Source organism: Microbispora sp. NPDC004025 (genome assembly GCF_053604425.1).
This window is the reverse complement of record NZ_JBSGHN010000005.1, coordinates 229,320-255,060: the sequence shown is the minus strand read 5'-3', so window position 1 is coordinate 255,060 and position 25,741 is coordinate 229,320. Positions and strand designations below refer to the sequence as shown.

The following is a 25,741-nucleotide window of genomic DNA, read 5'->3' as shown; positions in this document are numbered from 1 at the left end:
GTCGTGGCCCCTCACTGCGCCGCGGCGAAGTCCATGTGGGTGGCCTCCCAGAGGTGGCCGTCGGGGTCGGGGTCGGTGAACGCCCAGGTGTAGACGAAGTCGAAGTCCTTCGTCTCGCCCGACAGAGCGCCGCCGTTGGCCGCGGCGGCCTCGGCGAGCGTCGACACGCCGGCGGCTCTCCACGCCCAGGGCGAAGATGGCCTCGGTCACCTCTCTGGTGTCGGCGATCTTCTTGTCGATGTAGCTCATCGTCCCCACCGAGCACGGCATGGACGAGGTCACCAGAGCTCGCACCATCCTCGCCGCCATCGAGGAACGGGATGAACGGGCCCTCGGCACCGAGCGCTACGCCGGGTTCCTGGAGATGCTCTGGCAGGTCACGCGTGACCAGCGGGCCTGGCGGCAGGCTCCGGCGAGCACCGCCTGACCCTGTTCCGAGGTCAGCGCCGACTGGAGAGGCCGAGCCGGGCGAGTTCGCGGCGGGAGCGGATGCCGAGCTTCCGGAAGGCGCGGTACAGATGGTGCTCGACGGTCCGCGGGCTCAGGAACAGTTGTGCCGCGATCTCCCTGCTGGTGCCGCCGTCCGCCGCCAGCCGGACCACCTGAAGCTCCTGTGCGGTGAGCCGCTCCACCGGATCGACGGCCGTGGGTTCCGCCGGCAGGAGGACCTCGCCGGTCGCGTGCAGCTCGGCCCGTGCCCGCTGGACCCACGGCGCGGCACGCAGGCGCTCGAAGACGGCCAGCGCCGAGCGCAGCGGCACCCGTGCGTCACTGCGTCGCCTGGCCCGCCGCAGCCACTCTCCGTACAGCAGCTCGGTACGGGCCCGCTCGAACGGCCGCCCTGACCCTTCGTGCGCCGTCAGAGCGCGCAGGTAGTCGCTCTCGTCGTCGCTCAGCAGGGCGCGGCAGCGCGCGCTCAACGCCTCTGCCCAGTGCTGCCCGCCGGCCCGTGCCCATGCCTCGATGCGGCGCAGCGGTTCGGCCGCCCGCTCGGGCTCCCCCAGCCGTACGGCCGCCTCCACCTGGTCGGCACTCGCCGCGACCAGGCTGGACGCGTGCCGCAACGGACCGCGTACGGCGGCCTCCAGCCGATCGAGAGCCGCTGCGTGACGGCCCAGCCCGAGATCGAGCAGGCTCAGCGCCGCGACACCGGCCATGCCCCCGGTGTCGAGCTCCTGACTGGCCAACCGCACGCAACGCTCCTCGTCGCCCTCGATCGCGGCGACCCGCGCCAGCACCGAGTTGAGCCGGGGCACCCGCTGCTCCAGTCCGATGTCGTGGACCAGCCGGACGGCCTCCGCGACGGACATCTCGGCATCGCGGTGCAGTCCGGCCTGCACCTGCACGCCCGCCAGGTCCTGCAGCACCTGTGGCAGCGTGCCGACGAGTCCATGCCGGCGACACCGGCCGACCTCGGTTTCGGCCAGCTCGGCCGAGGCCGTGTCGTCCCCGATGATCATCGCGCAGAAGGCACCCCACACCATCGTCAGTCCGCCCGCCGGGTGCCCCGCCCACGCGGCGGAACCCGGTGCGGCGCCCGGCCGGGCCGTACCGGCCAGGAAGTCCGGCGCCGGTCGTGGCGTGCCAGCCACGAACTCGGTGAGCAGAGGCAGCCCACGCGCGTAGTCGTCCTGGACGAGAGCCGCCATCCCCGCCACCATCGGGTCGCACAACCCCAGCTCGCGCAGCCGTTCCGCCGCGGCGAGGATCGCATCCCGGTCGCCGTAGAACCAGCCGTACCCCGCGCTGGTGCGCAGCATCGGCGCGGCCTGCTCCGGGTCCGCGGGCGCCGAGCGCTCGACCAGCACGCGGGCCGCCAGCCGCCGCTCGCCCACCTCGAACTCCACGGCCGCCCGCACCGGCGCCAGCCCGGCCAGCGACTCCGGGTCGTCGACCAGACGCTCGGCCTGGTCAACCAGGTCGGCGGCCTGCTTGGGGTGCCCGGCGGACAGTGCCAGCCACGCCGCCTCACCCAACCGCCCGGCCCGTGAACGCGGGTGCGGGGTGAGCCGCGCGGCCTGCTCGTACAGGCCCGCCGCGGCGGCGTAGGCGGTGCGGGCACGGGCGCGCTCGGCCGCGCGGGCGATCACCTCCGCGACCCGCTCGTCCGTCTTCGTGGTCGCCGCGGCGAGGTGCCTGGCCCGGCAGTCGTCGTCCGTGGCCGCGCCCGCCAGCGCCTCGTGCACCGCGATCCGCCGTGCCAGCGCCGCACCGTGGTAGGCGGCGGTGGCGATCAGGGGATGGCGGAAGGTCACGACGTTGGCGGTCACGTCGACCAGCCCGGCCTGCTCGGCCTCCGCCAGATCCTCCAGCCCCACATCCAGCGCGCCGGCCGCCCCCAGCAGCGTCGGCAGGTGCCCGCGCCCCTCGGCGGCGGCCGTGAGCATCATCAGGCGGGTCCTCTCGGGCAGCAGCGCGATCCGCGACCGGAACGAGGCGAGCACCCGATCGGAGACGGGCATGGGCCCGGCGGCGAAGTGGTGGCTCCGCCGCGCCGCGGCGAACTCGATGAGCGCCAGCGGGTTGCCCGCCGACTCCTCGATCACCTGCTCACGGCTGCTCGGCGCGAGTTTCCGGTCGGCCAGCAGCAGGGCCGCGTCCTGCGGCGACAGACGCGACGGCCGCAGCTCGGGGAGGCCGGTGGCCGCGAAGCCCTCCTCCCTCGCGCCGAACAGCATGGCCACACCTTCGGCGTTCAGCCGTCGGGCGGCGAAGCGCAACGCGTCGGCGCTCGCCTGGTCCAGCCAGTGCGCGTCGTCCACCAGGCAGAGCAACGGACCGTCGACGGCCACCTCGGCGAGGAGGGTCAGCACGGCCAGCCCCGTCAGAAACCGGTCGGGTCCGCCCGGCTGCCCGTCCTGCGGCGGCGCCAGCACCGCCCGCAGCGCGTCGGCCTGTGGCCGGGGCAGGACGCCGATCCGATCCTGGACCGGCCACAGGAGCTGCACCAGACCGGCGAAGGCCAGGTCGGCCTCGGCCTCGAGACCCGTGACCCGCAATGTCCGGAGCCCGGTCTCCTCCGCGTAACCGGCGGCCCAGGACAGGAGTGCGGACTTGCCTATCCCACTCTCGCCCCGCAGGACGAGGCCGCCGCTGCGGCCGGTGCGCGCCGCGTCCACGAGGGCTCGGATCGCGGCCTGCTCGTCCGCCCTCCCGTACAGCACAAGCGCCCCCGCTCGGTAGGTACGTACATCTGACACCCGTACCGCAGTACCGAAACCTTACCGATTCGGCCCGTAACCGCCCGCTCATACCGTCGGACCGGCACAGACGCTCACCTGAAGTGGGGAGGACGACATGAGCGAACTGCTGGAGCCGACGACCCTGGGCACGCTTGACCTGCCCAACCGTCTGGTCATGGCTCCGATGACCCGCAACCGCGCGCGGAACGGCCTGGTGAACGCCCTCACGGTGGACTACTACGGCCAGCGCGCGGGAGCCGGGCTCGTCATCGCAGAGAGCACCCAGCCCTGCGTGCTGGGCCAGGGCTACATCGACACGCCCGGCCTGCACACGCCTGAGCAGGCAGCCGCCTGGCGGCTGGTCACGAACGAGGTGCACCGGCGTGGCGGCCGCATCTTCGTCCAGCTCATGCACGCGGGCCGGATGGGCCACCCCTACCTGTATCCGGACGGCGACCTCCCCTGGGCGCCGTCGCCGATCCGGTGCGACAGCGAGCGGCTCTACACGCCCACAGGTCTGCTCGACCTGCCGACGCCACGGCAGATGACCACGGCGGACATCGCCCGGGTCATCGAGGAGTTCGCCGTCGCGGCCAGGTACGCCATGGATGCGGGCTTCGACGGTGTCGAGGTGCACGGGGCGAGCGGCTACCTCGTCCACCAGTTCCTGTCGGACAACACCAATCGGCGCACCGACGCCTACGGCGGATCCGTCGAGGGGCGCATCCGCTTCGCCGTCGAGGTCGTGCAGGCGGTCGCCGACGCCATCGGCCCGGCCCGCACGGGAATCCGCATCTCGCCCGGCATCACCTACAACGGAATCGACGAGAGCGACCCCGACTCGCTCTATCCCGAGCTGGCTCGTGCGCTGGCCCCGTACGGCCTGGCCTACCTGCACGTCTCGGAGAACGGCACGCGCGCCCTCACAAAGGCGCTGCGCACCGAGTGGCCGGGCGCGCTCGTGCTCAACCCGCACCCGTACGGCGGAGAGGAGCCGGCGACCGTCGACGACGGCGTCGAGGCGCTGCGCTCCGGCCTGGCCGACGCGATCGCCTTCGGCCGGCTCTGGCTGGCCAATCCCGACCTGCACGTACGCGTCGCGGCCGGCGGGCCGTACAACGAGGCCGACCCGGCCACCTACTACGGCGGCGACCACCGCGGCTACACCGACTATCCGGCGCTGCCGGTGGGGGCCGTCCGATGAGCGGGGGGCAGGACCCGGCCGTCGCGCGGACGCGGGACCCGGAGGGCGACCGCGGCGCGGACGCGCGCGGCGCGGCACAAGGGGTGCCGGGGGTGTGGCTGGCGCTGCTGGCCGGACCGATGTCCTTCGGGATCGCCGGGTCGGCCCTGGTGCTCGCGGACACGGCCCGGGACCTCGGCACGACGGTGGACGCGGCGACCTGGATCGTCACGGCCTTCGGATGGGCCATCGCGGTGGGCACACCGCTGATGGCCGGTCTGCAGCGCCGCCGGGGGACCCCTGCGGCGCTGCTCACCGGTGCCGCACTCGTGCTGCTGGGCGCGGCCCTGACGGTCGTGGCCCCGGCGCTGCCCCTGCTGGTCGCCGGGAGCGCGCTCCAGGGCCTCGGTGCCGCCGGGCTCACCACGATCGCGATGAGCCTCGCCGGTTCGGCCCGCGTGATGGGGCTGGTCACGGCGTCGCTCGCGACGATCGGGGCCGCCGCCCCGCTCACCGGTGACGTGGTCGCGGGCCTGCTCGGCTGGCGGGCCACACTGGCGCTGCCCGCACTCAGCCTGCTCTCTGTGCCGGTCGTCCTGCGCGGACGGCCCGTGACCCCGCTGTCGGCCATGCCGTTCGACCTCGTCGGCGCGGTGCTCGTGACGGCGCTGGTGACGGCTCTGGTGGTCCTGCCGCACGCGTGGCAGGCCGCGAGTGGCGCGGCGGTCGCGGCCGGGGTGCTGCTGGCGCTGCGGTTGCGCGCCCGGCCGGACGGGTTCGTGCCGACGGTGGTCCTACGCGCTCCGGTGTTCCTGGTCTCGGCAGGGCTGGCGTTCCTGCTGGCGGTGGTCAACTTCGGGATGATCTACGCGTTGCCGCCGCTGCTCGCCGAGCACTCGGGGTGGAGCCGCGGGCAGGTCGGCCTGGCCATCACCTGGCCGTTGCTGTTCGGCGGGCTCGCGTCCTATCCGGTGATCGCGGCCACCGCCCGCGGTTCGTTCGGCGCGGCGGCCGTGGTGTTCCCTGTGCTGAGCGCGGCGGGCGGGGTGCTGGCCGTGCTGGGCCGCGGGCCGGTTGCGCTGCTCGCCGCCCAGGCGCTCGCCTCGGTCGCCGCCGCCTCCGGGCAGGGGGCGTACGCGGCCCGCGCCGCCGCTGCCGTACCCGCATCGGAACGGCCGACGGCGATGGGCCTGTTCAACCTCGCCTACCTGCTCGGCGCCGCGTTCGGCCCCGCCATCGCGACGCTCCTGGTCGGCTGAGCCTCCCGGGCCCCGCACTGTTCCCTCAGCGCGGGTGGATGGTGACGAAGAGCCTGCCCTGCGCCTGGGCCTGGGCGAGCTGCGCGGCCTGGCCGGGAGTCGTGGCGAGCACGAGCAGTGCGCCGCCGTCGGTACGGCCGGGCGGTCGTGCGATCACCCGCACCTCCTGGGCGATGACCCGGGCCTGGAAGGGCCCGTCCTCGAAGGCCGCGAGGACGTCGATCACGTCACCCGGGGACAGCAGCCGGGCGGCGTCGGGATCGGCGATCCGTATCGGTGTCGCGACCACCTGTCCGGCGGGCGCCTGCCCGGCCAGGGCCTGGCGGAACAGACCGGGGCCGAGCAGACGCGCGTCGGTGAGCGGCTCACCCCGGCGCAGCGCGCCGGCGACCACGCGGCCCGCCACCGACGTGCCGGGCACGTATGCCCCGGCGGGCACCGCGTCGGGCGGCAGCCGTACGACCATGACGTCGGAGGGGGCCAGCCGGCCTCCGGGGAGGTCCCGGGCGGCGGCGAGGACCTCCACCCCGCCGGGGGCCCGGACGGCCAGCAGCACGCAGGCCACCGCCAGACCGGCGAGAACGGCGGCGATCGGACGGCGGCGTCGCGCCGCCAGGCGCCTCACGCCGCGCACGGCCGCACCGCCCATGAACGGGCTCCGGCTGCTCCACGAGCGGCCTCACACCGTCGGCCGTGCGCGATCAGAAGGAGCCGACGCCGACGGGTCGTGGCACGCATCGGTGGTCTCAGGGAAGCTCGATCGGCAGTTTGACGCCGTCGAGCGCGCTGCCGCAGGGGCAGGCGCGCTCCTCCGGCAGGGCCTCGACGACCTGGGCGACCAGAGCGCGCATCCGCTCGACGTTGGCGGCGAAGAAGGCCAGGACCTCCTCGTGGGTGACCCCCTCACCGGCCTCCACCCCGGCGTCGTGGTCGGTCACGAGGGCGAGAGTCGTGTAGCAGAGGGCGAGCTCACGGGCGAGGACGGCCTCCGGGTGCCCGGTCATGCCGATGATCGACCACCCCGCACCCGAGAACCACTTCGACTCGGCCCGGGTGGAGAAGCGGGGCCCCTCGACCACGACCAGGGTGCCGCCGTCGACCGTGTCCCAGCCCGTCTCGCGCGCCGTGGCGACGGCGGCCGCCCGGCCCGAGGGGCAGTAGGGGTCGGAGAACGACACGTGGACGGCCCCGCCCGTGTCGTAGTAGGTCTGCTCGCGGCCCTGGGTACGGTCCACGAGCTGGTCGGGGATCACGAGGGCGCCCGGGCCGATCTCCGGGCGCAGGGACCCGACCGCGCTGGGCGCGAGCACCTGGCGGACGCCGAGGGACCGCAGAGCCCACATGTTCGCCCGATAGGGGATGCGGTGGGGAGGAAAAGTGTGGCCGCGGCCGTGCCTGGGGACGAACGCGACGGTCCGCTCGCCGATGCGGCCCACGGTGAGCGAGTCACTCGGCGGGCCGTACGGCGTCGTCACGTCGATCTCTTCGGCGTCCTCCAGCAGCGAGTAGAACCCCGAACCGCCGATGACCCCGATGTCTGCGCGATTGACCATGGGCCGACACTAGCGAACGCCGCCGCACACCCGGCGCGTCCCGTCGGCCCCTGTGGATAACCTCAGGCGGCGGCGGTCGAGCCGGACGAGGACGTGCTCGACGAGGAGGCGCTCGACGAAGACGAAGAGGTGCTCGACGAGCTCGTGGAGGCGGCGGCCTCCTTCTTGCCCGAGTCGCCGGACGCCTTCGAGGGCGACGTCGTCGTGGTGGACGTGGTCGTCGACGAGCTCGACGAACGGCTGTCGGTCCGGTAGAAGCCCGAGCCCTTGAACACGATGCCAACGGCGGAGAAGACCTTGCGCAGCTTGCCCTGGCAGGCCGGGCACTCCGTGAGCGGGTCGTCAGAGAACTTCTGGACGGCCTCCAGCTGCTCACCGCAAGCGGTACAGGCGTACTGGTAGGTAGGCACTCGCTCCTCCTGAGACTGGCACTCGACCGGGTCGATTGCTAATCGTACGCAATCAACAAGCGCAAACGCCACTCCAGCCATGTTTATTGCCCCGGGGTGTCCCTTTCGCCAGTGACCCCATCGACGGCCCTGCTCAGTTGCCGCGTTCGCCGTACCAACCGGCGAGCTTGCCGCGGCGGCTCACGGCGCGCAGGCGGCGTTCGACCGTCTCCCGCTGGGCGGCCGTGGTGACCACGAGAAGCTGGTCGCCCGCCAGCAGCCGGGTCGTCTGCGTGGGCACGAACGACTGCCCGTTCCGTACGACGAGCGTGACCATCGTGTTCGCGGGCAGCCGGAGCTCGAATATCTCCACGCCGTGCATGAGCGAGCCGGACGGGATGCGGACCTGCAGCAGGTCGGCGTTCAACTCCTCCAGCGGCGCGGCCTCGACGTCGAGGTCGCGCGCCTCGCCCTCGGCCGCCAGGCCGAGCACCCGGGCGAGGTACGGCAGCGTGGGCCCCTGCAGGATCGTGAACACGACGACGATGATGAAGACGTCGTTGAACAGGCCCTTCGCCCCCGGCAGGCCGGCGGCCCAGGGGATCGCGGCCAGCACGATGGGCACCGCGCCGCGCAGCCCGGCCCACGACAGGAACACCTGCTCGCGCCACGACAGGGCGCCGAGGCGCAGGAGCCGCGCGACCGCCGCGGACACCAGCACGGACGCCGGCCGGGCGAGCAGGACCAGCAGCAGGCCCGACAGCAGGGCCGGGACGAGCACGCCCGGTAGTTCGCGCGGGTCGACCAGCATGCCGAGCATCACGAACAGCCCGATCTGGGCGAGCCAGGCCGCGCCCTCCGCGAAGCCGCGCGTGGCGGCGCGGTGGGGGAGCTTGGCGTTGCCCAGGACCAGCGTCGTCAGGTAGACCGCGAGGAACCCGCTGCCGTGCAGCAGAGTCGCCCCGCTGTAGGTGACGAACGCGAGCGCCAGCACCGCGATCGGGTAGAGGCCGGAGGCGGGCAGGGCGACCCGGCGCAGCGCGTACACCCCCGCCGGGCCCACGGCGAGACCGACGGCCGCGCCGATGACCAGTTCGACGGTGGTGTCCAGCAGGACGTGCGGCAGCGAGAGGGTCAGCGACGAGCCCGCGCTCAGCATGATCACGAGGATGACGGTCGGGGCGTCGTTGAAGCCCGACTCGGCCTCCAGGATCCCGGCGAGCCGGGGTGGCAGCGGCAGCCGTCTCAGCACGGAGAACACGGCCGCCGCGTCGGTCGACGCCAGGAACGCGCCGAGCAGCAGCGCCATCCGCCACTCCATGCCGAGCAGGACGGCGACGCCCGCCGCGAGCACGACGACGCTGACCGCGATCCCGGCCGTGGCGAGCACGAGCGCCGTCGGCACGGCGTCGCGTACGTGGTTCCAGTTGGTGGTGAGACCACCCTCGGCGAGGATCACGGCGAGCGCGATCATGCCGAGTTGCTGGGCCGTCTGGGCGTTGTCGAAGTTGATGCCGACGATGCCGCCCTCACCGAGCAGCAGTCCGAGGCCGAGATAGAGGAGCAGCGTGGGAAGGCCGGTGCGATGCGCGATCCGTACGGACGCGATGGCCGCGATGACGACGACGGCGGACAGGAGCAGCCAGACGTTCAGACCCACCCGCTCCCTTCGCCGTCCGTTACGTCAATCTTGTCACATCTGTACCAAACGGGCGATTCCGCTCGGGAGGGCGGCGAAGCGTACGCGCTGGTCGTGCGGCTCGGCCGGCACCCCCTCCATCAGCTCGCCTTCGTGCAGGAGTGCCACCGTCGGCACGTTCGGCCCGACGCGGGCGAGCGCGCGGTCGTAGAAGCCGCCGCCGCGGCCGAGCCGTACGCCGGTGACCCGGTCCACCGCCAGGGCCGGCGCGATGACCAGCGCGGCGGTACGGATCGTGTCGACGCCGCGCCGGACGTCCACGGGCTCCATGATCCCATTGGGGCCGGGCGCCAGCGAGTCGGGACCGTCGTACACCGCCCAGTCGAGATCGCCGTCCGGGCGCTGGACCGGCAGGATCACCGTGGCGCCGTGCTTCCACAGGGCCAGGATCAGCCCCTGTGTGGACGGCTCGGTGCCGGTCGACCAGTAGCAGGCCACCAGGCCCGCCATCTGCACCCACGGCTGGTCGAGGAGTAACTCCCGGATGGACGCCGACGACTCGCGCAGCGTCTCCGCATCGAGTTCCGACCGGTCGCGCAGGATGCGCCGACGCAGGTTCATCTTGTCCAAAGACCGCTCCGTTAGTGTCTACTCATGGCTGACTTCGATCCCGTGACCAAAGCCGTCGTGCCCGCCGCGGGTCTCGGCACCCGCTTCCTTCCCGCGACGAAGGCGACCCCCAAGGAGATGTTGCCCATCGTCGACAAGCCGGCCATCCAGTACGTGGTGGAGGAGGCCGTCTCCGCCGGGCTGCTGGACGTCCTCATGGTGACCGGCCGCAACAAGCGCTCGATCGAGGACCACTTCGACGTAGCGTACGAGCTTGAGGACGCTCTTCGCGCCAAGGGCGACGAAGAGCGGCTCAACCAGGTGAAAGAGCCCGTCGACCTCGCCACCATGCACTACGTGCGGCAGGGGGAGCCCAAGGGCCTCGGCCACGCCGTCCTGTGCGCCAAGCAGCACGTCGGCCACGAGCCGTTCGCCTGTCTGCTCGGCGACGACCTCATCGACCCGCGCGACCCGCTGCTCAAGCGCATGATCGAGGTGCGCGCGACCTACGGCGGCAGCGTCGTGGCGCTGATGGAGGTGCCGCGCGAACACGTCTCCCTGTACGGCGCCGCCGCCATCGAGCCGACCGCCGAGGACGACGTCGTCCGCGTCACCGACCTCGTGGAGAAGCCCCCGGCCGACGAGGCGCCCTCGAACTGGGCCATCATCGGCCGTTACGTGATCGACCCGGCCGTGTTCGGCGTGCTGGAGCGGACCCCGCCCGGGCGCGGCGGCGAGATCCAGCTCACCGACGCCTTGCGTACGCTGGCCTCGGCGAGCCCGGAGGAGGGCGGTCCGGTGCACGGCGTGCTGTTCCGCGGCCGTCGCTACGACACCGGCAACAAGCTGGAGTATCTGCAGACCGTGGTGCAGTTCGCCGCGAACCGGGACGATCTCGCCCCCGAGTTCCTGCCGTGGCTGCGAGAGTTCCTCGACAAGTCCGGACAGTGAGCCGATGAAGCCCGTCGACCGTCATCTCGCCGACATCCTCGCGGCGGTGCGTCCGCTCGCGCCGCTCGAGGTCGAGATCGACGCCGCCCTCGGCGCCGTGCTGGCCGAGGACGTCGCCTCGCCCGTCCCGCTGCCGCCGTTCGACAACTCGGCGATGGACGGCTACGCCGTACGGGCCGAGGACGTGGCCGCCGCGCCCGTCACGCTGCCCGTGATCGGGGACGTGGCGGCCGGCGACGGCGGGCTGAACGCCCTCGGACCCGGCCTGGTCACCCGCATCATGACCGGCGCGCCCATGCCCGCCGGCGCCGACGCCGTCGTCCCGGTCGAGTGGACCGACGGCGGCACCGCCCGCGTACGGATCGACAGGCCGGCCCCGCTCGGCAACGCGATCCGGCGGGCGGGCGAGGACGTCCGGGCGGGCGACATGGTGCTCCGCGAGGGAACCAGGATCGGGCCCGCGCAGATCGGGATCCTCGCCGGGGTCGGCCGCCGCCGGGTGCGGGTGCGGCCCCGGCCGAGGGTCGTCGTGCTGTCCACGGGTGCCGAGCTCGCCGAGCCCGGCACCCCGCTGGGCGCCGGCCGGATCTGGGAGTCCAACAGCTTCATGCTGGCCGCGGCCGTGCGCGAGGCGGGAGCGGAGGGGTTCCGGGCCGGTTCGGTGACCGACGACCCCAAGGAGTTCCTGGACACCCTGGACGCCCAACTCGTGCGGGCCGACGCCGTGATCACCAGCGGCGGCGTCTCGATGGGGGCGTACGAGCCGGTCAAGGAGGCCCTGTCGCCGCTGGGCACGGTGACCTTCGAGAAGGTCGCCATGCAGCCGGGCATGCCGCAGGGCTTCGGCGTCGTGGGGCCGGACCAGGTGCCGATCTTCACGCTGCCGGGCAACCCGGTCTCGTCGTTCGTGTCGTTCGTCCTCTTCGTGAAGCCGGCCCTGCGGGTGATGCAGGGCCTCCCGGCCGGGCCGCCCGCGACCGTACGCGCGACCGCCACCGCGCCGCTGCGGTCCCCGGCCGGCAAGCGGTCGTACCTGCGGGCCGTGCTGTCCGGCGAGACCGTCGCGCCGGTGACGAGGCAGGGCTCGCACCAGCTCGCGGCGCTGGCCGGGGCGAACGCGCTGATCGTGGTGCCCGAGGACGTGACCTCGCTGCCCGAGGGCACCGAGGTGGAGGTGATACCGCTGTGAATGACGGCACTGCCAAGCTGACTCACGTGGACGAGTCGGGCGCCGCCCGGATGGTGGACGTCTCCGAGAAGGACGTGAGCGCGCGTACCTCCGTCGCGACCGGGCGCGTGCTGCTGTCGCCCGAGGCGGTGGCCGTGCTGCGCGCGGGGGACGTGCCGAAGGGCGACGCGCTCGGCGTGGCGCGGATCGCCGGGATCATGGGTGCCAAGCGCACCCCCGATCTCGTGCCGCTGTGCCATCCGATCGCGCTGACCGGGGTGAAGGTCGACCTGGCCGTCGTGGACGAGGGGGTGGAGATCACCGCCCGGGTCCGTACGGCCGACAGGACGGGCGTCGAGATGGAGGCGCTCACGGCCGTCACCGTCGCGGCGCTCGCCCTGGTGGACATGGTCAAGGCGGTCGACCCGGCGGCGGTGATCTCCGACGTCCGGGTGGAGGAGAAGACGGGCGGCAAGACGGGCCACTGGACCCGTTCCGGACAGGAGTAAGGCGTGCGCGCGTTGGTGGTTACCGTCTCCAACAGGGCGTCGGCGGGCGTCTACGAGGACCGCTCCGGGCCGCTGCTGGCCTCCCTCCTGAAGGAGGCGGGGTGCGACCGGGTGGACGGGCCCCGGGTGGTCCCCGACGGGGACGCCGTCGAGGCCGCGCTGCGCGAGGGCGTCGCGGCGGGCTACGACGTGATCGTCACCACGGGAGGGACCGGGGTGACGCCCCTGGATCTCACTCCGGAGATGACCGCCCGGGTGCTGGACCGGGAGATCCCGGGCATCGCCGAGGCCGTACGCCAGGTCAACAGGGAGAAGGTGCCGACGTCGATCCTGTCCCGCGGTCTCGCCGGGCAGGCCGGGAAGACGCTGGTGGTCAACCTGCCCGGCTCCTCCGGCGGCGTACGGGACGGCATGGCCGTGCTGACCCCGATCCTGGCCCATGTCGTCGATCAGATCCACGGCGGCGACCATGCGCGCTGAGGACGGGAGGCGTCCCGCGTGGCGCGTTGACCGTGTTCCGGTGGATGATTGACGAATGGATCGACTTCGCGGCTGGCCGGCGTCCATGGCCGAGGGGCCCGTCGGGCTGCGGCCGCTGCGCCTGCGGGACGTCCGTGACTGGCGCGACACCCGGCTGCGCAACGCCGAATGGCTCCGTCCCTGGGAGCCGAGCAACCCCGAGACCCCGCTGTTCCGCACCGGCCTCGGGCCGTACGTCTCGATGGTCGGCACGCTGCGCCGCGAGGCCCGCCAGGGGATGGCCATGCCCTGGGTCGTCACGTACGAGGGACGCTTCGCCGGGCAGCTCACCGTGGGGGCGATCGTGTGGGGGTCGGCCCGCTCCGCACAGGTGGGCTACTGGGTCGACGGCGCGCTGGCGGGGCGGGGCATCATCCCGACCGCGCTCGCCATGGCCGTCGACCACTGCTTCTTCACGACCGGTTTACACCGTCTGGAGGCCAACATCCGGCCGGAGAACCACGCCAGCCGCAGGGTCGTGGAGAAGCTCGGGTTCCGCGAGGAGGGCATCCGCCGGCGTCAGCTGCACATCGACGGCGCGTGGCGCGACCACATCTGTTACGCGCTGACCGTCGAGGACGTGCCGCGCGGACTGCTCGTGCAGTGGCGCCGCACGATGAACTCCGCCGCCCGCCGCAGCGAGTCCAGTCCCGGCTAGGGACACCTGGCCACGGACGTCGGCGACGGACACCGGCCCGGCCCGCTGCAATCGAAGAGCAAACCGATCATTAGCGTGCGCTGTGATGCTGCCTGTTGGAAGGTGAAACCGCGTCCCGGGAGACGTCCGCATGCACGCAGGCTCCGTTCACCGCGCCCCGGTGGCGCATCCCCGCGGTGACGGGCGTGGCCCGTGAGGATCACGCGCTCGCACGGGATCGAATTACATGAAGAGCTTTGACGATCTCGCGACACACCGGACCGAATGCTCGTCATCCAGTGACACGCAGTCCTACGGTGCGTGACGTGAACACCTCTCCGCCGACACAGGTCCACGGACGTGTTCACCATGCCCTTCGTCCGGGGGTGTGGAGGTGGGCGCATGGGTAGCGCCGTCCTCTACCTGGCCATCGTCGTCATGTGGCTCAGCGTCCTGCTGCCCATGTGGCTGCGCAGGGACCGGCACACGGACGACGACCTGTTCGAGGAGCAGGCGGAGGCGTCGACGCTGTCCGAACCGCCCGCGGCCGCCTCCGCCGAGGCCCCGGAGACCACGGAGGCAGGCTCCGACGACGCCGGCGATGAGGCGGAGGGCGGCGACGCCGACACGGTCGTCACACCGCCGGCCGCGTCCACCACGGAGGCGGCGCCGGGCACCGGGACCGTCACCGCGGACCAGGCCGAGACCGCCACGGCGGAACAGATCGCGTCGGAGCGGCACGCGCGGGCGCGCCGCGTCGCGGCCCACCGCCGCGCCCGGATCCTCGCCCGGCGCCGGCGGCGGCTCCTGTGGAGCATCCTGCTCGTGCTGGCGTCCGTGGTCACCGCGGCCGCCCGCGTCATGCCCTGGTGGGCCGTCGCGCCCTCGGGCGTGCTCCTCGTCGGCTACCTCGCCGTGCTGCGCGTTGCCGTACGCGCGGACAGGGAGCAGCGGGAGAAGGCCGCCCGGGCGCGCGCCGAGCACCTGCGCCGCCAGCGGGAGCGCCGCCGCGCCCTGGCCGCGCTGGCCCGGGAGGCGGAGATCATCAAGTTCGAGGCGCGCAAGCGCGTCCAGGTCTTCGACCAGTACGCCGACGGACGCCGCGCGGCCGGAGACTGATTCGGTGGCGCGAACACCCCGCAGAGTTTGCTAATCTAGTCGAGGTCGTTGGGGCTATAGCGCAGTCCGGTAGCGCACTTCGTTCGCATCGAAGGGGTCTGGGGTTCAAATCCCCATAGCTCCACCACGACGAAGGCCCGTCAGGTGATCCACCTGGCGGGCCTTTCCGCTGCTCACGGCCTTACGGCTGCCCTCCGGGCCGGTCGTCGTCGACGCTCGATGCCTGAGTCCACCTCCTCCTCGTCCTGATCGCGGCCGTCGTGGCGTTCGCGTCCGGTGCGCTCTACTACGCCCGGATCGGCACCTGGATCGGTGGCCTGGTGCTGGCTCTGGTCCTGTGGATCGGGTTTCCGGCCGTGTTGTGGATCGGCGCGATCGTCCACGCGAACACCCCGTGGCGCGTCGCAGCGATACACGCGGGAGATTGGCTGGTAAAGCTTCTGGTGCTCGGCGCGATCGTCGGCGTTCGGGGCTAGTGCCGGCGAGCTGAGGGCCGACCGGCTCCACACGGCAGAGGCCGGTTCCGCCCGGCGGGACCGGCCTGTCTGCTTGTCCGCGCGACCGTCCCCGCGACCGTCCGAGCGACCCCGCGTGTCCCTACCCCCCGTCGTGGGCGTGTGAGAACGAGAGGCGGGGAATTGTTGGTGTTCCACCGCGCTTGTTGATGGGACCGTGGTGACCTGTCGAGATCGGACGGTCACCTCTTTTCCGGCTCTTTCCGCCTCATATGGTCCACTGGCCAAGAGGAGGGAGGATGCGCCTGCAGGACCGCTTCTCCATCACGCGCCGCATCACCCTGTTCACCGGGGTGACGGCGACCCTCTTGTGCGCGTTGCTGGCCACGTCCGTGATGCTGGGCGTCCATCGTTACGCCAGCGACACGGTCACCAGGGAGCTCATGGCGGCGGGCGGCCGGGTGGCCGTCGAGCTCGAGCGGGGGCAGCTGACCTACCCTCTCGTCGAGTACAAGTCCCGCGACCTCCAGGTGGTCGACCCGTCCGGCCGCGTGGTCGCGGCGACCGAGAGGATGCAGGGCAAGCCGAGAATGGCGCGCTTCGTTCCGCCGGACACCAGGAACAGCGTCACCTGCGTCGTGTGCGGCGACGTCTTCCCGGCCGCCGAATGCGACATCGTCGTGGCGCAGTGGGCGCACCGCATGGGCGAGAGATGGATGGTCTACAGCGCCTCCCCGGTGGTGCCGCCATGGGTCGATCCCTGGCTGGCCACGCTGGTGGGGGCGAGTGCGGCGGTGCTGGCCGCGGCCATCACCTACGTCGGCTTCCGGAACGTGCGGGCATCGCTCAGACCGGTCGACACCATCCGCGCCGAGCTGGACGAAATCAACGGGAACTGCCCCAGCCGCCGGGTGCCGGTGCCGGCCACCGACGACGAGATCCGGGCGATGGCCGAGAGCGTCAACCGGACGCTGAGCCGGTTGGACGGCGCGCTTCAGCAGGTGCAGAGCGCGCTGCGGCACCAGCGCCAGTTCGTCTCCAACGCCTCCCACGACCTGCGCACGCCGATAGCCGCGATGCGTGCCGAGGTGGAGGACGGCCTTCTCGCGCCGGAGGAGACCAGCGTGCCCCAGCTGGGTGCGGTCCTCCTGCCCAGCCTCGACCGGCTGCAGGCGATCGTGCACGACCTGCTGACCCTCGATCGGCTTGATCACGGCATGCGCGGCGACCAGAGCAGGCTCGATCTGGCCGGGCTCGTGTCCGCGGAGCTGTGCAACCGTCGTCACCCGGCCAAGCGTGTCGAATCCGCGCTCTCGCCGGGGGTCGTCGTGGTCGGCGACAGGGTGTCACTCGCCCGCCTGCTGACCAACCTTCTGGACAACGCGGAACGGCACGCCAAGACGACGATCACCGTGTCCGTACGGCACGAACCCGGCGAGGATCACGGCGCGGCCGTGCTGGAGGTGGCCGACGACGGGCCGGGCATCGACCGGGACAAGCGCGAGTGGGTGTTCGACCGGTTCACCCGGCTGGACGCGGCGCGCAGCAGGAACGCGGGGGGCGCGGGGCTGGGTCTGGCGATAGCCAGGCAGATCGCGGAGATTCACGCGGGCAGCCTGAGAATCGAGGACAGCCCCGTCGGTGCCCGCTTCGTCCTGCGTCTCCCGGCCGTTCCCGCCGCGCCGGCCGCGGCCGACGACACCCTCCCCACATGAGCCGGCCCTCCGGGGGCCGCTGCGGATAATCCGTTGACGGAGTGAGTACTCACTCCGTACTGTCGAGGGCATGACAGATTCCCCCGCACGCCGGCGCGCACCGGCGATGAGCACCGAGCAGCGCAGGGCGATGATCGTCGCCGCGGCGCTTCCACTGGTCGCCGAGCACGGCGCCGCCGTCACCACCAGTCAGATCGCCCGGGCCGCCGGCATCGGCGAGGGCACCGTCTTCCGGGCCTTCGGCGACAAGGACGAACTGCTCGACGCGTGCCTGATCGAGGCGATGAACCCCGACCACGTGCTGCGCGAGCTGGCCTCGATCTCCCTCGACGAACCGCTTCCCGATCGGCTGACACAGGCGGCCGAGGCGCTGCACGCCCACCTGGGACGTATGGGGACCGTGATCGGAGCCCTGCACGGCACCGGTCACCGCCGCGAGCGAGGCCGCGGCGGCAGAGAAGGCGGCCGGGAGGGCACCAGGGAAGGCGACCGGCCGTTCCCGGGCGGCAGGGAGGCCTCGATGAAGGCGACCCGGGAGGCGGTCGTCGAACTGATCGAACCCGATAGGCCGGCGCTGCGCCTGGAACCCGACCAGATCGCCTCGGTCTTCCTGGGGATGCTCTTCACCCGATCCCAGGGGCCGTCCCCGGAGGAACTCGTCGACATCCTCCTGCACGGCGTCCTCAAGAGCCGGGAGAGCGCGGCATGACCGTCACGCTCAACCACACCATCGTCCCGGCCGTGGACAACCGCGAGGCGGCCCGGTTCTTCGCCTCGATCATGGGTCTGCCGGAGCTGCCGCCCGCCGGCCGGGACGGCCACTTCGCGCCCGTACGGGTGAACGACACGCTGACCCTGGACTTCATGACCGTGGCGGACCCCGTCGGCGTGCATCTGGCCTTCGACGTGGATCCGGTCACGTTCGACGGGATCCTGGCCCGCCTGCGGCAGGGCGGGGTGCCCTACGGCGACGATCCGGCCGATCCCGGCAACGGCCGGATCGACCATCCGCTGTGCCCGCGCGGGCTGTTCTTCGTCGACGCGGCGCGCAACCTCTACGAGGTCATGTCCCCGGCGTGACCGGCCGGAGGCCGAAGACCCTGGCGGCGTTGTCGTGGCAGACGGCGCGCAGCCATTCGTCCCCGAGGTCCAGATCGGCCAGGGCCGACAGCGCCTCGGCGTACGGGTAGGGGATGTTGGGGAAGTCGGTGCCTAGCAGGACGCGGTCCTGAAGATCCAGCAGGAGCGGCACGGCATCGCGCGGGAAGGGCGCGGTCTCCTCGGTGAAGCGGGTGAAGGCCATCGTCGTGTCCAGGCAGACCGACGGATGACGCAGGGCCAGCCCGAGGAACTCGGCGTACTCGGGCGTGCCCATGTGGGCGATCACGAGCCGCAGCCGGGGATGCCGGGAGAGCAGGGCCGCGATCGGTTCCGGCCCGGTGTGGGGCCCGGGCACCGGGCCCGACCCGCAGTGCGTGACCACCGGGATGCCGTGGTCCTCCAGCAGCCCCCAGACCCCGTCGAGCAGCGGGTCGTTCGGGTCGTACGCGCCGACCTGGAGATGCGCCTTGAACACCCGGGCGCCCGCCTCGATCGCCCGCTCGACGTACCGCGAGGCGCCGGGCTCGGGGAAGAACGTCGCCGTGTGCAGGCAGCCGGGGACCCGGGCGGCGAAACCGGCGGCCCAGTCGTTCAGCCACTCCGCCATGCCGGGTTTGTGGGGATAGAGCATGGAGGTGAACGCCCGCACGCCGAAGGCCCTCAGCCGCTCGACGCGGTCGTCCTCGGGCAGCCGGTACGTGATGGGCCAGGCCCGGCCGACCAGCGGCCCGGCGGAGTCGAAGTAGGCCCACACCTTGGCCAGGACGCGGTGCGGCATGAAGTGGGTGTGCACGTCGACGAGGCCGGGCAGGCCCAGTCTCCGCCAGAACGCGTTCACGCTCCGGATGTCGTCTTCCGTGGCAATCGTCTCGTCCGGCATGACCTCACACGTTATCCGGCCCCGCGCCGGGTGGCGCTCGCGAGCGTACGCGGGTGGGCGCGCGGGCCGGGCGGGCCGGGCACGGCGAAGGGCACGTCGAGCGAGGTGAGGAAGGCCGCGGTTGAAAGTTGCAGAGCCGTGCGCCGCCCACCAGGTGCGTGCGGCCTGCCGCTCCGGCGTCCGTTGACCGGCCGCCGTCCGACACGGACGATCACCGTCACCGGGGCCGTCGACCGAGACGAGGAGCGCGGACGATGAGATCGAAGACGGAGATGAGCGCCTGGATGACGGCGGTGCTCCTGGCGGCCGCCGCGTTCGTCGTACCGGCGGTGGTCGAGACCGGGGCGGAGGGCACGGCCTACGCCCTCACGACGGCGCCGCCGCCGCCCACGCCCATCCCGTGTGAGCCGAGCACGTCGCCGTCGGGCACGCCGCCGACCGCGCCGGGGACGCCGGAGATCGTCGACGTGTTCATGAACAGGGTCAGCCTGCGCTGGGCGCCCGCCACCGACGAGGACGGCATCGCCTGTTACCGGGTACAGGAGACGCGCAACGGCGTCACCTCCCTCAAGGCGACCTTCGGGCCCAGCGCCACCGGTGGCTCCTTCGGACTGAGTTGGCCGCCCAACGGTGTCGCGTACGAGGACCGCGTGCTGCACGTCGTGGCCGTGGACGCCCAGGGGGCCGTCTCACCCGCGTCGGGGTCGGTGACCGTGAGGATCTACAACGACATCATCGCCACTCCGTCGCCGTCCTCCCCGCGGACGATCCACTGCCAGGTGGTGTACCGGCCCGTCACCTGGACGGGCGGGATGACCGCGACCGTCGAGGTCACCAACACCGCCACCACGCCCGTGAAGGACTGGCGGCTCACGTTCCTCTTCACCGACCCCGGCCAGACGGTGTCCTCGGGATGGTCGGCCACCTGGTCCCAGACCGGTTCCGAGGTGACGGCGACGGCCCCCTCCTGGGCTGCCGACATCGGTCCCGGTCAGACGGTGCACCTCGGCTTCAACGGCTCCTACTCCGGGGGCGACTCCAACCCGGTGCAGTGGCATCTCAACGGCGAGCCCTGCACCAGGAAGACCGTCACCAGCTGAGGCCCTCGACCACGCCGGGGCGTCCTCATCCAGCAGGCGGAGGCCCCGGCCGGTTCAGCCGAGGCCGGCGTACTGCCGGGGGCGCAGCGCCTGAGCGCGCAGCGCGGCCAGCGCGGCGCGGCGCCCGGTGGTCGTGAGCCGCCACGTCTGCGCGCCCTCGGCACCTCCCACGGGCTCGCGTCCTGCCGCCTCGGGTGTGCGGGACGCGGTGCCCAGGCCCAGGGCGTCGAGGCGGTGGCGGAGCCGGGCGAGCGGGCCGGTGAGGTCGGCGCCGCCGACCCGGCCGCCGTCCGTCGTGCGCCAGCCCTCGCCGTTGACCACCTCGGCGACCCGGGCGCGCAGGTCGTCGTCCCGCACCACGCCGCCGTCCACCAGGATCATCAGCGCCGACTCGCGGATCGAGACCTCGAAGTCGTGCTCCCCGGGGGCGGGGACGAGCAACGTGGTCGTGGCCGCCTCCCACAGGGCGGCGCGGTCGTCCAGCAGGTTCCTGCCCGTGGTGGTGAGCACCAGCCTCCGGCCGCCGCGCCGCAGGGCCCCGAGGTCGTCCACGGCGATCTGCCGCAGTTCGGTGAGAGCGGGCACGTCGTTCTCGCCGCGCACCGGCCGATCCGCCCAGCCGAACCGGCCGGCCGCCTCGACGGCCACGGCACGCCCGACGTTGAGCCGCTCGGTCAGGCGGACCCCCGTGCGGGCCAGGTCGAGCAGCCAGCGCAGCGGTTCCAGGTGCGGCTCGTCCGGAGCCGTGATCGGCGCGTGCAGCCGCACCTCGAAGGGCTGGGCGAGCTCGCGCCGGGCGGTGCCGCGCCCGAGCACCCAGCGGTTCAGCCGCTCGCCGTGGACCCGGTGCAGCCAGCAGTCGCCGCCCAGCTCGGCACGGGGGGTGGTGAGCCAGCGGCGGGTCAGCTCCTCGCGGTCCACCGGGTCGCCCGCGACGATGGCCAGCTCCAGGGCGGCCGCGCAGGCGACATGCGCCCCGAGCTCCTCCGGCCCCATGATCGAGCTCCACGACAGCTCGGCGATGTCCGGGGGGACCACCCCCGTGGCCTCCAGCTCCCGGTGGTAGGCCGCGGCCCCGGCCTCCTCGCCCTCCCTGGCGTACGTCAGCAGGATCCGGGCGGTGGCGGGGGAGTCGCACAGGGCGGCGTAGCGCTCCATGCCGGCGAGCCTGAGCAGCTCGCCGAGGGCGCGCGCGATGGTCTCCTGGTCGCCCGGCACCTTGATCGGCAGCGTGTACCAGAGGAACTCGCACACGTCGAACTGGCTGATGGTCTCCAGCGCCTCGCCACCGGCGAGCCACTCGACCGCGACGCGGGCGGGCTCGGCGATGTCCGGATCGGAGCGCTCCAGTTGCGCGAGGAGCGCGGCGACGTCAGGTGCGGGCATGACCCGCAGTCTGCCGTATCGACCCCATCGTTGACGACGACCCGGTATCACTCGCGACCACCCCCTCTGAGCGCAACGCTATGCGCCCAACCATACGGGGGTCTCAGATCCACCGGTCGAACAGCATCCTCGCGTGCCAGGACTCGTACGGAATGGACTCGGCGGCGATGACGGGATAGAGCCAGCCGAAGTTGACCAGGGCTAGGAGCACGAACGCGCCGACCACGGCCGAGCCGACCACGCGCCGGTTGGGCCTGGCCGGGCTCTCCCTGCCGATGATCAGCCCGCAGGCCAGCACGAGTGCCAGGATCATGAACGGCACCATCGGCATCGCGTAGAACATGAACATCGTCCGGTTGTCCGCGATGGCGAAGTAGAACCACGGCAGCCACCCGGCGGCGTAGCCGAGCAGCACCGCGCCGGCGCGCCAGTCGCGGGTCGCGACGTACCAGGCGATCATGCCGATCAGTGCGATGACGCCGGCGAACCAGATGATCGGTGTCCCGGTCCCGAGGACCGCCCAGGAGCAGGAGGCGGCGCCGCAGTTCTTCGGCGACTCGTAGAAGAACGCCACCGGGCGCAGCAGCAGCGGCCACTGCCAGGGCTCGGACTGGTACGGGTGGCTCGTCTCCAGGCCGGTGTGGAAGGTGAGGACCTGCTTCTGGTAGTCGAACCACGACCGCAACGAGTCGATGACGAAGAAGGCCGGCCCGTTCGCGGTGGCCTGGTCCCAGTTGCGGCCGTACCCCTTGTCGGTGACGAACCACCCCGTGAACGAGACGATGTAGGTGAGGACCGGGACGGCCGCCATCCACGCCGCGGCGAGCGGCAGATCGCGGCGGACGACCGTGCCGTACGGCCGGCCGGTCCCGACGGCCCGCCGGGCGCCCGCGTCCCACAGCAGCGACATGATCGCGAAGGCGGCGATGTAGAAGCCGCCGGTCCACTTGGTGGCCATGGCCGCGCCCAGGCACAGCCCGGCGGCCAGGCGCCAGGGCCGCAGGCCCAGCCGCGCCCCGCCGGCCGGCGATCCCGCCTCGTGCCAGTCGGCCAGGCGGCTGCGGGACCAGTCGCGGTCGGCCACCAGGCAGGCGAACCCGGCCAGCACCCAGAACATCAGGAAGATGTCCAGCAGCGCCGTACGGGACAGCACGAAGTGGAGGGCGTCGAGGCACAGCAGCAGGCCGGCCACGCAGCCGAGCAGCGTCGAGCGGGTCATCCTGCGGGCCGTGCGGGCGAGGATCAGGATGGACAGCGAGCCGAACAGCGCGGCGGCGAAGCGCCAGCCGAAGGGGTTCGCGCCGAAGAGCAGCTCGCCGAGGCCGATCATCCACTTGCCGACCGGCGGGTGCACCACGTAGGACGCGCACTCGCCCACCGTGCCGCACTGCTTGAAGATGTTCTCGTTGCCGGCGAGCAGGAGCTTGTCCGCGCCCTCCACGAACTGCCGCTCGACGCCGTACTTGACGGTCGCGAAGGCGTCCTTGGCGTAGTACGTCTCGTCGAAGACGACCGAGTGGGGCGTGCCCAGCCGGTAGAACCGCAGGAAGCCGCCGAAGAGGGCGACCAGGATGGGGCCGAGCCAGCCCCACATGGCACTGCCGGGCATGGGCGGCACCAGCCGGTCGCGCAGGGACACCGTGGGAGCCTCGTCCTGCGCTCCCTCTTCCGGCTGCTCGAACGCCTTGTGGGAATGGTCGGTCACGGTCACGTTCGACAGATTACTGGTGCGTCCCCGTCATGGACACGACTCGCGTGAGGATTGCGGTAACGGGCCTTTCGGGCGATGAATGTTTCACACCGGTCATAGGGTGGACAGGTGCTCGTTCTCGCCGCAGCCCCGATCGGCCAGCCCAAAGACGCGTCCCCACGGCTGCGCGACCTGCTCGCCGCCGCCGACGTGATCGCGGCGGAGGACACCCGCAGGCTTCGGCGGCTCGCCGCCGACCTCGAGATCGTCATCGGGGGCCGCGTGGTGTCCTACTACGACGCCAACGAGAGCGCGCGGGCCGCCGAGTTGCTGGAGGCGCTGCGCGAGGGGCGGACCGTGGTCGTGATCACCGACGCCGGGATGCCGGGCGTCTCCGACCCCGGATACCGGCTCACCCGCCTCGCGGTCGAGGCCGGCCTGCCCGTGACGGCGCTGCCCGGCCCGTCGGCGGTGACGACCGCCCTCGCCGTCTCCGGCCTGCCGAGCGACCGGTTCTGCTTCGAGGGGTTCCCGCCGCGCAAGCCTGGGGAGCGGGCCAGGCGCCTGGCGGCGCTGGCGGCCGAGGAGCGGACGATGGTGTTCTTCGAGGCGCCGCACCGCCTGCACGCGACGTTGGAGGCGATGGCGGAGGCCTTCGGGGCCCAGCGGCCCGCCGCCGTCTGCCGGGAGCTCACCAAGACGTACGAGGAGGTGCGGCGCGGGGGCCTCGGCGAGCTGGCCGAATGGGCGGCCGGCGAGGTCAGGGGCGAGATCACGCTGGTGGTGGCGGGACGGACCGCCGAGGAGGCCGCGCCGAGCATCGAGGAACTGGTCGAGGAGGTGGCCAGGCGTGAGGGCACGGGCGTGCCGCGCAAGCAGGCCATCGCCGACGTGGCCAAGTCCGCCGGCGTCTCCAAACGCGACCTCTACAACGCCGTCCACGCCACCCCGTCGCCGTGATCCCGTAGCGACCGCGCCGAGGTGGCCCGGGTCAGCGGCCGCTCCTGCGAGCGGCCATGAGATCACGCGCGGCGAGGGCGGCGGCGAGACAGGCGAGCGGCGCCGCGGGCAGCAGATAGCGGTAGTCGAACTCGGCGGTCGCCGCCGGGGCCAGGATCAGGCCCGCCGCACCCAGCCAGGGCAGCAGCGCGGGCCCGCCGAGGTCGCGCCAGCGGCGCACCACGCCGTACAGGCCGGCCAGCAGCAGCAGGCCCAGCACGAGGCCCGGCAGCCGTACGACCTTCTGGTATCCGATCATGATGTCCGACCACGGCGAGACCACGTGCGTCGCGGCCGGGCCGTTCTCGTACGCCTCGGCGTCCTTGTCCGTGGTGCTGTGGTAGGAGCTCCACTTGGGCAGCTTGCGGGTGTACTCGTTGTCGAACTCGTACTGCAGGAAGGTCTTGGCGTCCGGGAACCGGGGACGGCCCCACTGGAAGGCACGGAAGAAGTCCTTGGCCACCGCGGCCAGGTAGTCACCCGGCTGGGACAGGATCGCCCGCTTCGCGAACGTGCTCGCGTTGGCGTTGATCTCCGGGGTGAACTTCATGCCCGAGCCGAAGACGTGGAGCTGGTTCTGGTCGTCCCACCACAGGTACGCCTGCGCGGACAGGCCGCGGTCCTTGGGCGCGACGTTGATGCACAGCAGCGCGAGCTCCAGCTCGCGGCGCTCGTCGATGTCCATCTTGTGGCAGTCGGCGAACAGCGACGTCCTCATGTAGAGGATCACCCCGTCGCTGTTGGTCATCGCGAACTGGCCGTTCACGGCCTTGAACCAGCCCATGTACGCGAGCACGGGCAGCGCGCACGCGGTGACCATGGCGACGATCGGCTTCCAGCCCGCCCGTTTGATCACCAGATACGCCACGACCAGGGCGAGGATGGGCAGGCCGATGCTCCGGGTCAGCGCCGTCAGCGCGAGCAGCAGCCCGACCACGGTGCCGCCGCGCCAGGTCAGCCGCTCCCGCCACAGCACGAGCGTCACCACGCCCACCACGAGCAGGATGAACATGGTGTCCGACATGATCAGCTGTTCGAGCTGGATCTGGTAGGCGTCGAACATCACGGGAGCGGCGGCGAGCGTCGCCCCCCAGCCTGGCATCCCAAATCTTCTGGTCAGCAGCGCATAGATAAGGAACGCCGTCGCCAGGCCCATGAGGTGCTGGGTCAACACCACCAGCGAGAAACTGTGGAACGGCTTGAGCAGCAGCAGCCAGAAGCTGTACCCGTCCGGGCGGATAGGGTGCGGACGCGGGCGCAGCGCCACCGACACGTAGTCGTAGGAGTCGTTGAACCACATGGCCGGGCCGAAGCCCAGCATCGTGACGATCCGCAGCACGAAGGCGACGCCGAGCGCGACCGCGAAGACCCGGTGCCGGCGCAGTAAGGCGACCGTACGGCTCCAACCGCCGGCGGGGGAGGCGTCCACGGAGGGAGGATCAGCGATCGCGACCATTCACAGTCGCGCGGAGGGCACGGCCCGCGTCGGCCGGCCGGTGTTTCCGCGCTTCCTCCCCTCGATTGTCGGCGCCTTCCACCGGAAACCCGCGGGCATGGGGCGAAGGAGAACTCCGCCGTCCGCGCCGAAATCCGGCGCGTGACCTGCGGGCACGCCGTGCACACCGGCGTGGCCGGCGCACTGGGAATCGTCCGAGCCGGGCTCGTCCTCTGCGTCGCCGCTCGGCCGGCGGCGCGGGA

At 72.3% G+C, this 25,741-nt stretch carries 26 protein-coding genes and 1 tRNA gene; 16 read left to right on the top strand and 11 right to left on the bottom strand.

Annotated elements, in window-relative coordinates; all coding sequences use genetic code 11:
- Window positions 1–11 precede the first annotated feature (11 nt).
- Entirely contained in the window at window positions 12–167 is a 156-nt protein-coding gene (locus ACWEQG_RS16520; protein ID WP_452285480.1) for a hypothetical protein, read from the bottom strand.
- 101 nt (window positions 168–268) lie between these two features.
- Between ACWEQG_RS16520 and ACWEQG_RS16515 the strand changes: the two genes are divergently transcribed.
- Entirely contained in the window at window positions 269–427 is a 159-nt protein-coding gene (locus ACWEQG_RS16515; protein ID WP_452285478.1) for a hypothetical protein, read from the top strand.
- 13 nt (window positions 428–440) lie between these two features.
- Here the strand turns inward: ACWEQG_RS16515 and ACWEQG_RS16510 are convergent, their stop codons facing one another.
- Window positions 441–3,200 (bottom strand): ATP-binding protein, encoded by a 2,760-nt coding sequence (locus ACWEQG_RS16510; RefSeq protein ID WP_452285476.1) that lies wholly within the window; start codon window positions 3,198–3,200, stop codon window positions 441–443.
- Window positions 3,201–3,297: 97 nt separating this feature from the next.
- On the opposite strand from ACWEQG_RS16510, the gene ACWEQG_RS16505 reads away from it, so the two are divergent.
- Together ACWEQG_RS16505 and ACWEQG_RS16500 are read left to right on the top strand one after the other, a co-directional pair.
- On the top strand, window positions 3,298–4,386 hold the full coding sequence (locus ACWEQG_RS16505; RefSeq protein ID WP_452285475.1) for an alkene reductase: 1,089 nt from the start codon (window positions 3,298–3,300) through the stop codon (window positions 4,384–4,386).
- Window positions 4,383–5,624, top strand: coding sequence for an MFS transporter (locus ACWEQG_RS16500; RefSeq protein ID WP_452285473.1), 1,242 nt, complete (start codon window positions 4,383–4,385; stop codon window positions 5,622–5,624). Before ACWEQG_RS16505 ends, ACWEQG_RS16500 begins: the two co-directional genes overlap by 4 nt.
- A gap of 25 nt (window positions 5,625–5,649) precedes the next feature.
- On the opposite strand, the gene ACWEQG_RS16495 is transcribed toward ACWEQG_RS16500, so the two are convergent.
- From ACWEQG_RS16495 to ACWEQG_RS16475, 5 genes are all read right to left on the bottom strand, one after another.
- Window positions 5,650–6,258, bottom strand: a complete 609-nt coding sequence (locus tag ACWEQG_RS16495) for an SAF domain-containing protein (RefSeq protein ID WP_452285471.1) — start codon at window positions 6,256–6,258, stop codon at window positions 5,650–5,652.
- A gap of 112 nt (window positions 6,259–6,370) precedes the next feature.
- Complete coding sequence (locus ACWEQG_RS16490) at window positions 6,371–7,177, bottom strand: S-methyl-5'-thioadenosine phosphorylase (RefSeq protein ID WP_452285469.1); 807 nt, start codon at window positions 7,175–7,177, stop codon at window positions 6,371–6,373.
- Between the two features lie 62 nt (window positions 7,178–7,239).
- On the bottom strand, window positions 7,240–7,587 hold the full coding sequence (locus tag ACWEQG_RS16485) for an FmdB family zinc ribbon protein (RefSeq protein ID WP_452285467.1): 348 nt from the start codon (window positions 7,585–7,587) through the stop codon (window positions 7,240–7,242).
- A 133-nt stretch (window positions 7,588–7,720) separates the two neighbouring features.
- Window positions 7,721–9,226, bottom strand: coding sequence for a potassium/proton antiporter (locus tag ACWEQG_RS16480; protein ID WP_363473452.1), 1,506 nt, complete (start codon window positions 9,224–9,226; stop codon window positions 7,721–7,723).
- Window positions 9,227–9,259: 33 nt separating this feature from the next.
- Window positions 9,260–9,826, bottom strand: a complete 567-nt coding sequence (locus ACWEQG_RS16475; protein ID WP_363473459.1) for a 5-formyltetrahydrofolate cyclo-ligase — start codon at window positions 9,824–9,826, stop codon at window positions 9,260–9,262.
- Window positions 9,827–9,859: 33 nt separating this feature from the next.
- Here ACWEQG_RS16475 and galU point away from each other — a divergent pair, with 33 nt between their 5' ends.
- The 11 genes from galU (at window position 9,860) to ACWEQG_RS16420 (ending at window position 17,967) form a co-directional block, all read left to right on the top strand.
- Window positions 9,860–10,765, top strand: coding sequence for a UTP--glucose-1-phosphate uridylyltransferase GalU (galU, locus tag ACWEQG_RS16470; protein WP_452285465.1), 906 nt, complete (start codon window positions 9,860–9,862; stop codon window positions 10,763–10,765).
- Window positions 10,766–10,769: 4 nt separating this feature from the next.
- Entirely contained in the window at window positions 10,770–11,954 is a 1,185-nt protein-coding gene (gene glp, locus ACWEQG_RS16465) for a molybdotransferase-like divisome protein Glp (RefSeq protein ID WP_452285462.1), read from the top strand.
- Complete coding sequence (gene moaC, locus ACWEQG_RS16460; protein ID WP_285786234.1) at window positions 11,951–12,442, top strand: cyclic pyranopterin monophosphate synthase MoaC; 492 nt, start codon at window positions 11,951–11,953, stop codon at window positions 12,440–12,442. The genes glp and moaC overlap by 4 nt, the downstream gene beginning before the upstream one ends.
- A gap of 3 nt (window positions 12,443–12,445) precedes the next feature.
- Window positions 12,446–12,922 (top strand): MogA/MoaB family molybdenum cofactor biosynthesis protein, encoded by a 477-nt coding sequence (locus tag ACWEQG_RS16455; RefSeq protein WP_452285460.1) that lies wholly within the window; start codon window positions 12,446–12,448, stop codon window positions 12,920–12,922.
- Window positions 12,923–12,977: 55 nt separating this feature from the next.
- Window positions 12,978–13,619: a GNAT family N-acetyltransferase gene (locus tag ACWEQG_RS16450; protein ID WP_079313233.1), complete on the top strand. Its 642-nt coding sequence runs from the start codon at window positions 12,978–12,980 to the stop codon at window positions 13,617–13,619.
- Window positions 13,620–14,000: 381 nt separating this feature from the next.
- Window positions 14,001–14,717 carry a divisome protein SepX/GlpR gene (gene sepX / locus ACWEQG_RS16445; protein ID WP_452285458.1) on the top strand — a complete coding sequence of 239 codons (717 nt, stop codon included), beginning with the start codon at window positions 14,001–14,003 and terminating at the stop codon, window positions 14,715–14,717.
- Between the two features lie 50 nt (window positions 14,718–14,767).
- Window positions 14,768–14,844: transfer RNA gene (locus tag ACWEQG_RS16440), tRNA-Ala, on the top strand.
- 118 nt (window positions 14,845–14,962) lie between these two features.
- Window positions 14,963–15,193: a DUF1761 domain-containing protein gene (locus tag ACWEQG_RS16435; RefSeq protein WP_452285781.1), complete on the top strand. Its 231-nt coding sequence runs from the start codon at window positions 14,963–14,965 to the stop codon at window positions 15,191–15,193.
- A gap of 278 nt (window positions 15,194–15,471) precedes the next feature.
- Window positions 15,472–16,887: a sensor histidine kinase gene (locus tag ACWEQG_RS16430; protein ID WP_452285456.1), complete on the top strand. Its 1,416-nt coding sequence runs from the start codon at window positions 15,472–15,474 to the stop codon at window positions 16,885–16,887.
- Window positions 16,888–16,957: 70 nt separating this feature from the next.
- Window positions 16,958–17,596 (top strand): TetR/AcrR family transcriptional regulator, encoded by a 639-nt coding sequence (locus tag ACWEQG_RS16425; RefSeq protein WP_452285454.1) that lies wholly within the window; start codon window positions 16,958–16,960, stop codon window positions 17,594–17,596.
- A complete protein-coding gene (locus ACWEQG_RS16420) occupies window positions 17,593–17,967 on the top strand; it encodes a VOC family protein (RefSeq protein WP_363472154.1) in 375 nt (124 codons plus the stop codon). The genes ACWEQG_RS16425 and ACWEQG_RS16420 overlap by 4 nt, the downstream gene beginning before the upstream one ends.
- Here the strand turns inward: ACWEQG_RS16420 and ACWEQG_RS16415 are convergent.
- Window positions 17,951–18,868, bottom strand: coding sequence for an amidohydrolase family protein (locus ACWEQG_RS16415; protein WP_452285452.1), 918 nt, complete (start codon window positions 18,866–18,868; stop codon window positions 17,951–17,953). The genes ACWEQG_RS16420 and ACWEQG_RS16415 overlap by 17 nt on opposite strands.
- 254 nt (window positions 18,869–19,122) lie before the next feature.
- Here ACWEQG_RS16415 and ACWEQG_RS16410 point away from each other — a divergent pair, with 254 nt between their 5' ends.
- Window positions 19,123–19,968 carry a cellulose binding domain-containing protein gene (locus ACWEQG_RS16410; RefSeq protein ID WP_452285450.1) on the top strand — a complete coding sequence of 282 codons (846 nt, stop codon included), beginning with the start codon at window positions 19,123–19,125 and terminating at the stop codon, window positions 19,966–19,968.
- A 54-nt stretch (window positions 19,969–20,022) separates the two neighbouring features.
- Here ACWEQG_RS16410 and ACWEQG_RS16405 read toward each other — a convergent pair whose 3' ends face one another.
- Both ACWEQG_RS16405 and ACWEQG_RS16400 read right to left on the bottom strand, forming a co-directional pair.
- A complete protein-coding gene (locus ACWEQG_RS16405) occupies window positions 20,023–21,354 on the bottom strand; it encodes a hypothetical protein (protein ID WP_452285448.1) in 1,332 nt (443 codons plus the stop codon).
- A 103-nt stretch (window positions 21,355–21,457) separates the two neighbouring features.
- A complete protein-coding gene (locus ACWEQG_RS16400; protein WP_452285446.1) occupies window positions 21,458–23,065 on the bottom strand; it encodes a dolichyl-phosphate-mannose--protein mannosyltransferase in 1,608 nt (535 codons plus the stop codon).
- A gap of 108 nt (window positions 23,066–23,173) precedes the next feature.
- Here ACWEQG_RS16400 and rsmI point away from each other — a divergent pair, with 108 nt between their 5' ends.
- On the top strand, window positions 23,174–24,004 hold the full coding sequence (gene rsmI / locus ACWEQG_RS16395) for a 16S rRNA (cytidine(1402)-2'-O)-methyltransferase (protein WP_452285444.1): 831 nt from the start codon (window positions 23,174–23,176) through the stop codon (window positions 24,002–24,004).
- Window positions 24,005–24,035: 31 nt separating this feature from the next.
- On the opposite strand, the gene ACWEQG_RS16390 is transcribed toward rsmI, so the two are convergent.
- The gene (locus ACWEQG_RS16390; protein ID WP_452285442.1) at window positions 24,036–25,472 is read right to left on the bottom strand and encodes a hypothetical protein; all 1,437 of its coding nucleotides are present in this window, start codon (window positions 25,470–25,472) and stop codon (window positions 24,036–24,038) included.
- Window positions 25,473–25,741 lie beyond the last annotated feature (269 nt).

Excerpts from the sequence above, each read along its gene's own strand:
- ACWEQG_RS16515 (WP_452285478.1), top strand. The coding sequence starts at position 269 with ATGGACGAGGTCACCAGAGCTCGCACCATCCTCGCCGCCATCGAGGAA.
- ACWEQG_RS16505 (WP_452285475.1), top strand. The coding sequence starts at position 3,298 with ATGAGCGAACTGCTGGAGCCGACGACCCTGGGCACGCTTGACCTGCCC.
- ACWEQG_RS16500 (WP_452285473.1), top strand. The coding sequence starts at position 4,383 with ATGAGCGGGGGGCAGGACCCGGCCGTCGCGCGGACGCGGGACCCGGAG.
- ACWEQG_RS16490 (WP_452285469.1), bottom strand. The coding sequence starts at position 7,177 with ATGGTCAATCGCGCAGACATCGGGGTCATCGGCGGTTCGGGGTTCTAC.
- ACWEQG_RS16475 (WP_363473459.1), bottom strand. The coding sequence starts at position 9,826 with ATGAACCTGCGTCGGCGCATCCTGCGCGACCGGTCGGAACTCGATGCG.
- galU (WP_452285465.1), top strand. The coding sequence starts at position 9,860 with ATGGCTGACTTCGATCCCGTGACCAAAGCCGTCGTGCCCGCCGCGGGT.
- glp (WP_452285462.1), top strand. The coding sequence starts at position 10,770 with ATGAAGCCCGTCGACCGTCATCTCGCCGACATCCTCGCGGCGGTGCGT.
- ACWEQG_RS16450 (WP_079313233.1), top strand. The coding sequence starts at position 12,978 with ATGGATCGACTTCGCGGCTGGCCGGCGTCCATGGCCGAGGGGCCCGTC.
- sepX (WP_452285458.1), top strand. The coding sequence starts at position 14,001 with ATGGGTAGCGCCGTCCTCTACCTGGCCATCGTCGTCATGTGGCTCAGC.
- ACWEQG_RS16430 (WP_452285456.1), top strand. The coding sequence starts at position 15,472 with ATGCGCCTGCAGGACCGCTTCTCCATCACGCGCCGCATCACCCTGTTC.
- ACWEQG_RS16425 (WP_452285454.1), top strand. The coding sequence starts at position 16,958 with ATGACAGATTCCCCCGCACGCCGGCGCGCACCGGCGATGAGCACCGAG.
- ACWEQG_RS16420 (WP_363472154.1), top strand. The coding sequence starts at position 17,593 with ATGACCGTCACGCTCAACCACACCATCGTCCCGGCCGTGGACAACCGC.
- ACWEQG_RS16415 (WP_452285452.1), bottom strand. The coding sequence starts at position 18,868 with ATGCCGGACGAGACGATTGCCACGGAAGACGACATCCGGAGCGTGAAC.
- ACWEQG_RS16410 (WP_452285450.1), top strand. The coding sequence starts at position 19,123 with ATGAGATCGAAGACGGAGATGAGCGCCTGGATGACGGCGGTGCTCCTG.
- ACWEQG_RS16405 (WP_452285448.1), bottom strand. The coding sequence starts at position 21,354 with ATGCCCGCACCTGACGTCGCCGCGCTCCTCGCGCAACTGGAGCGCTCC.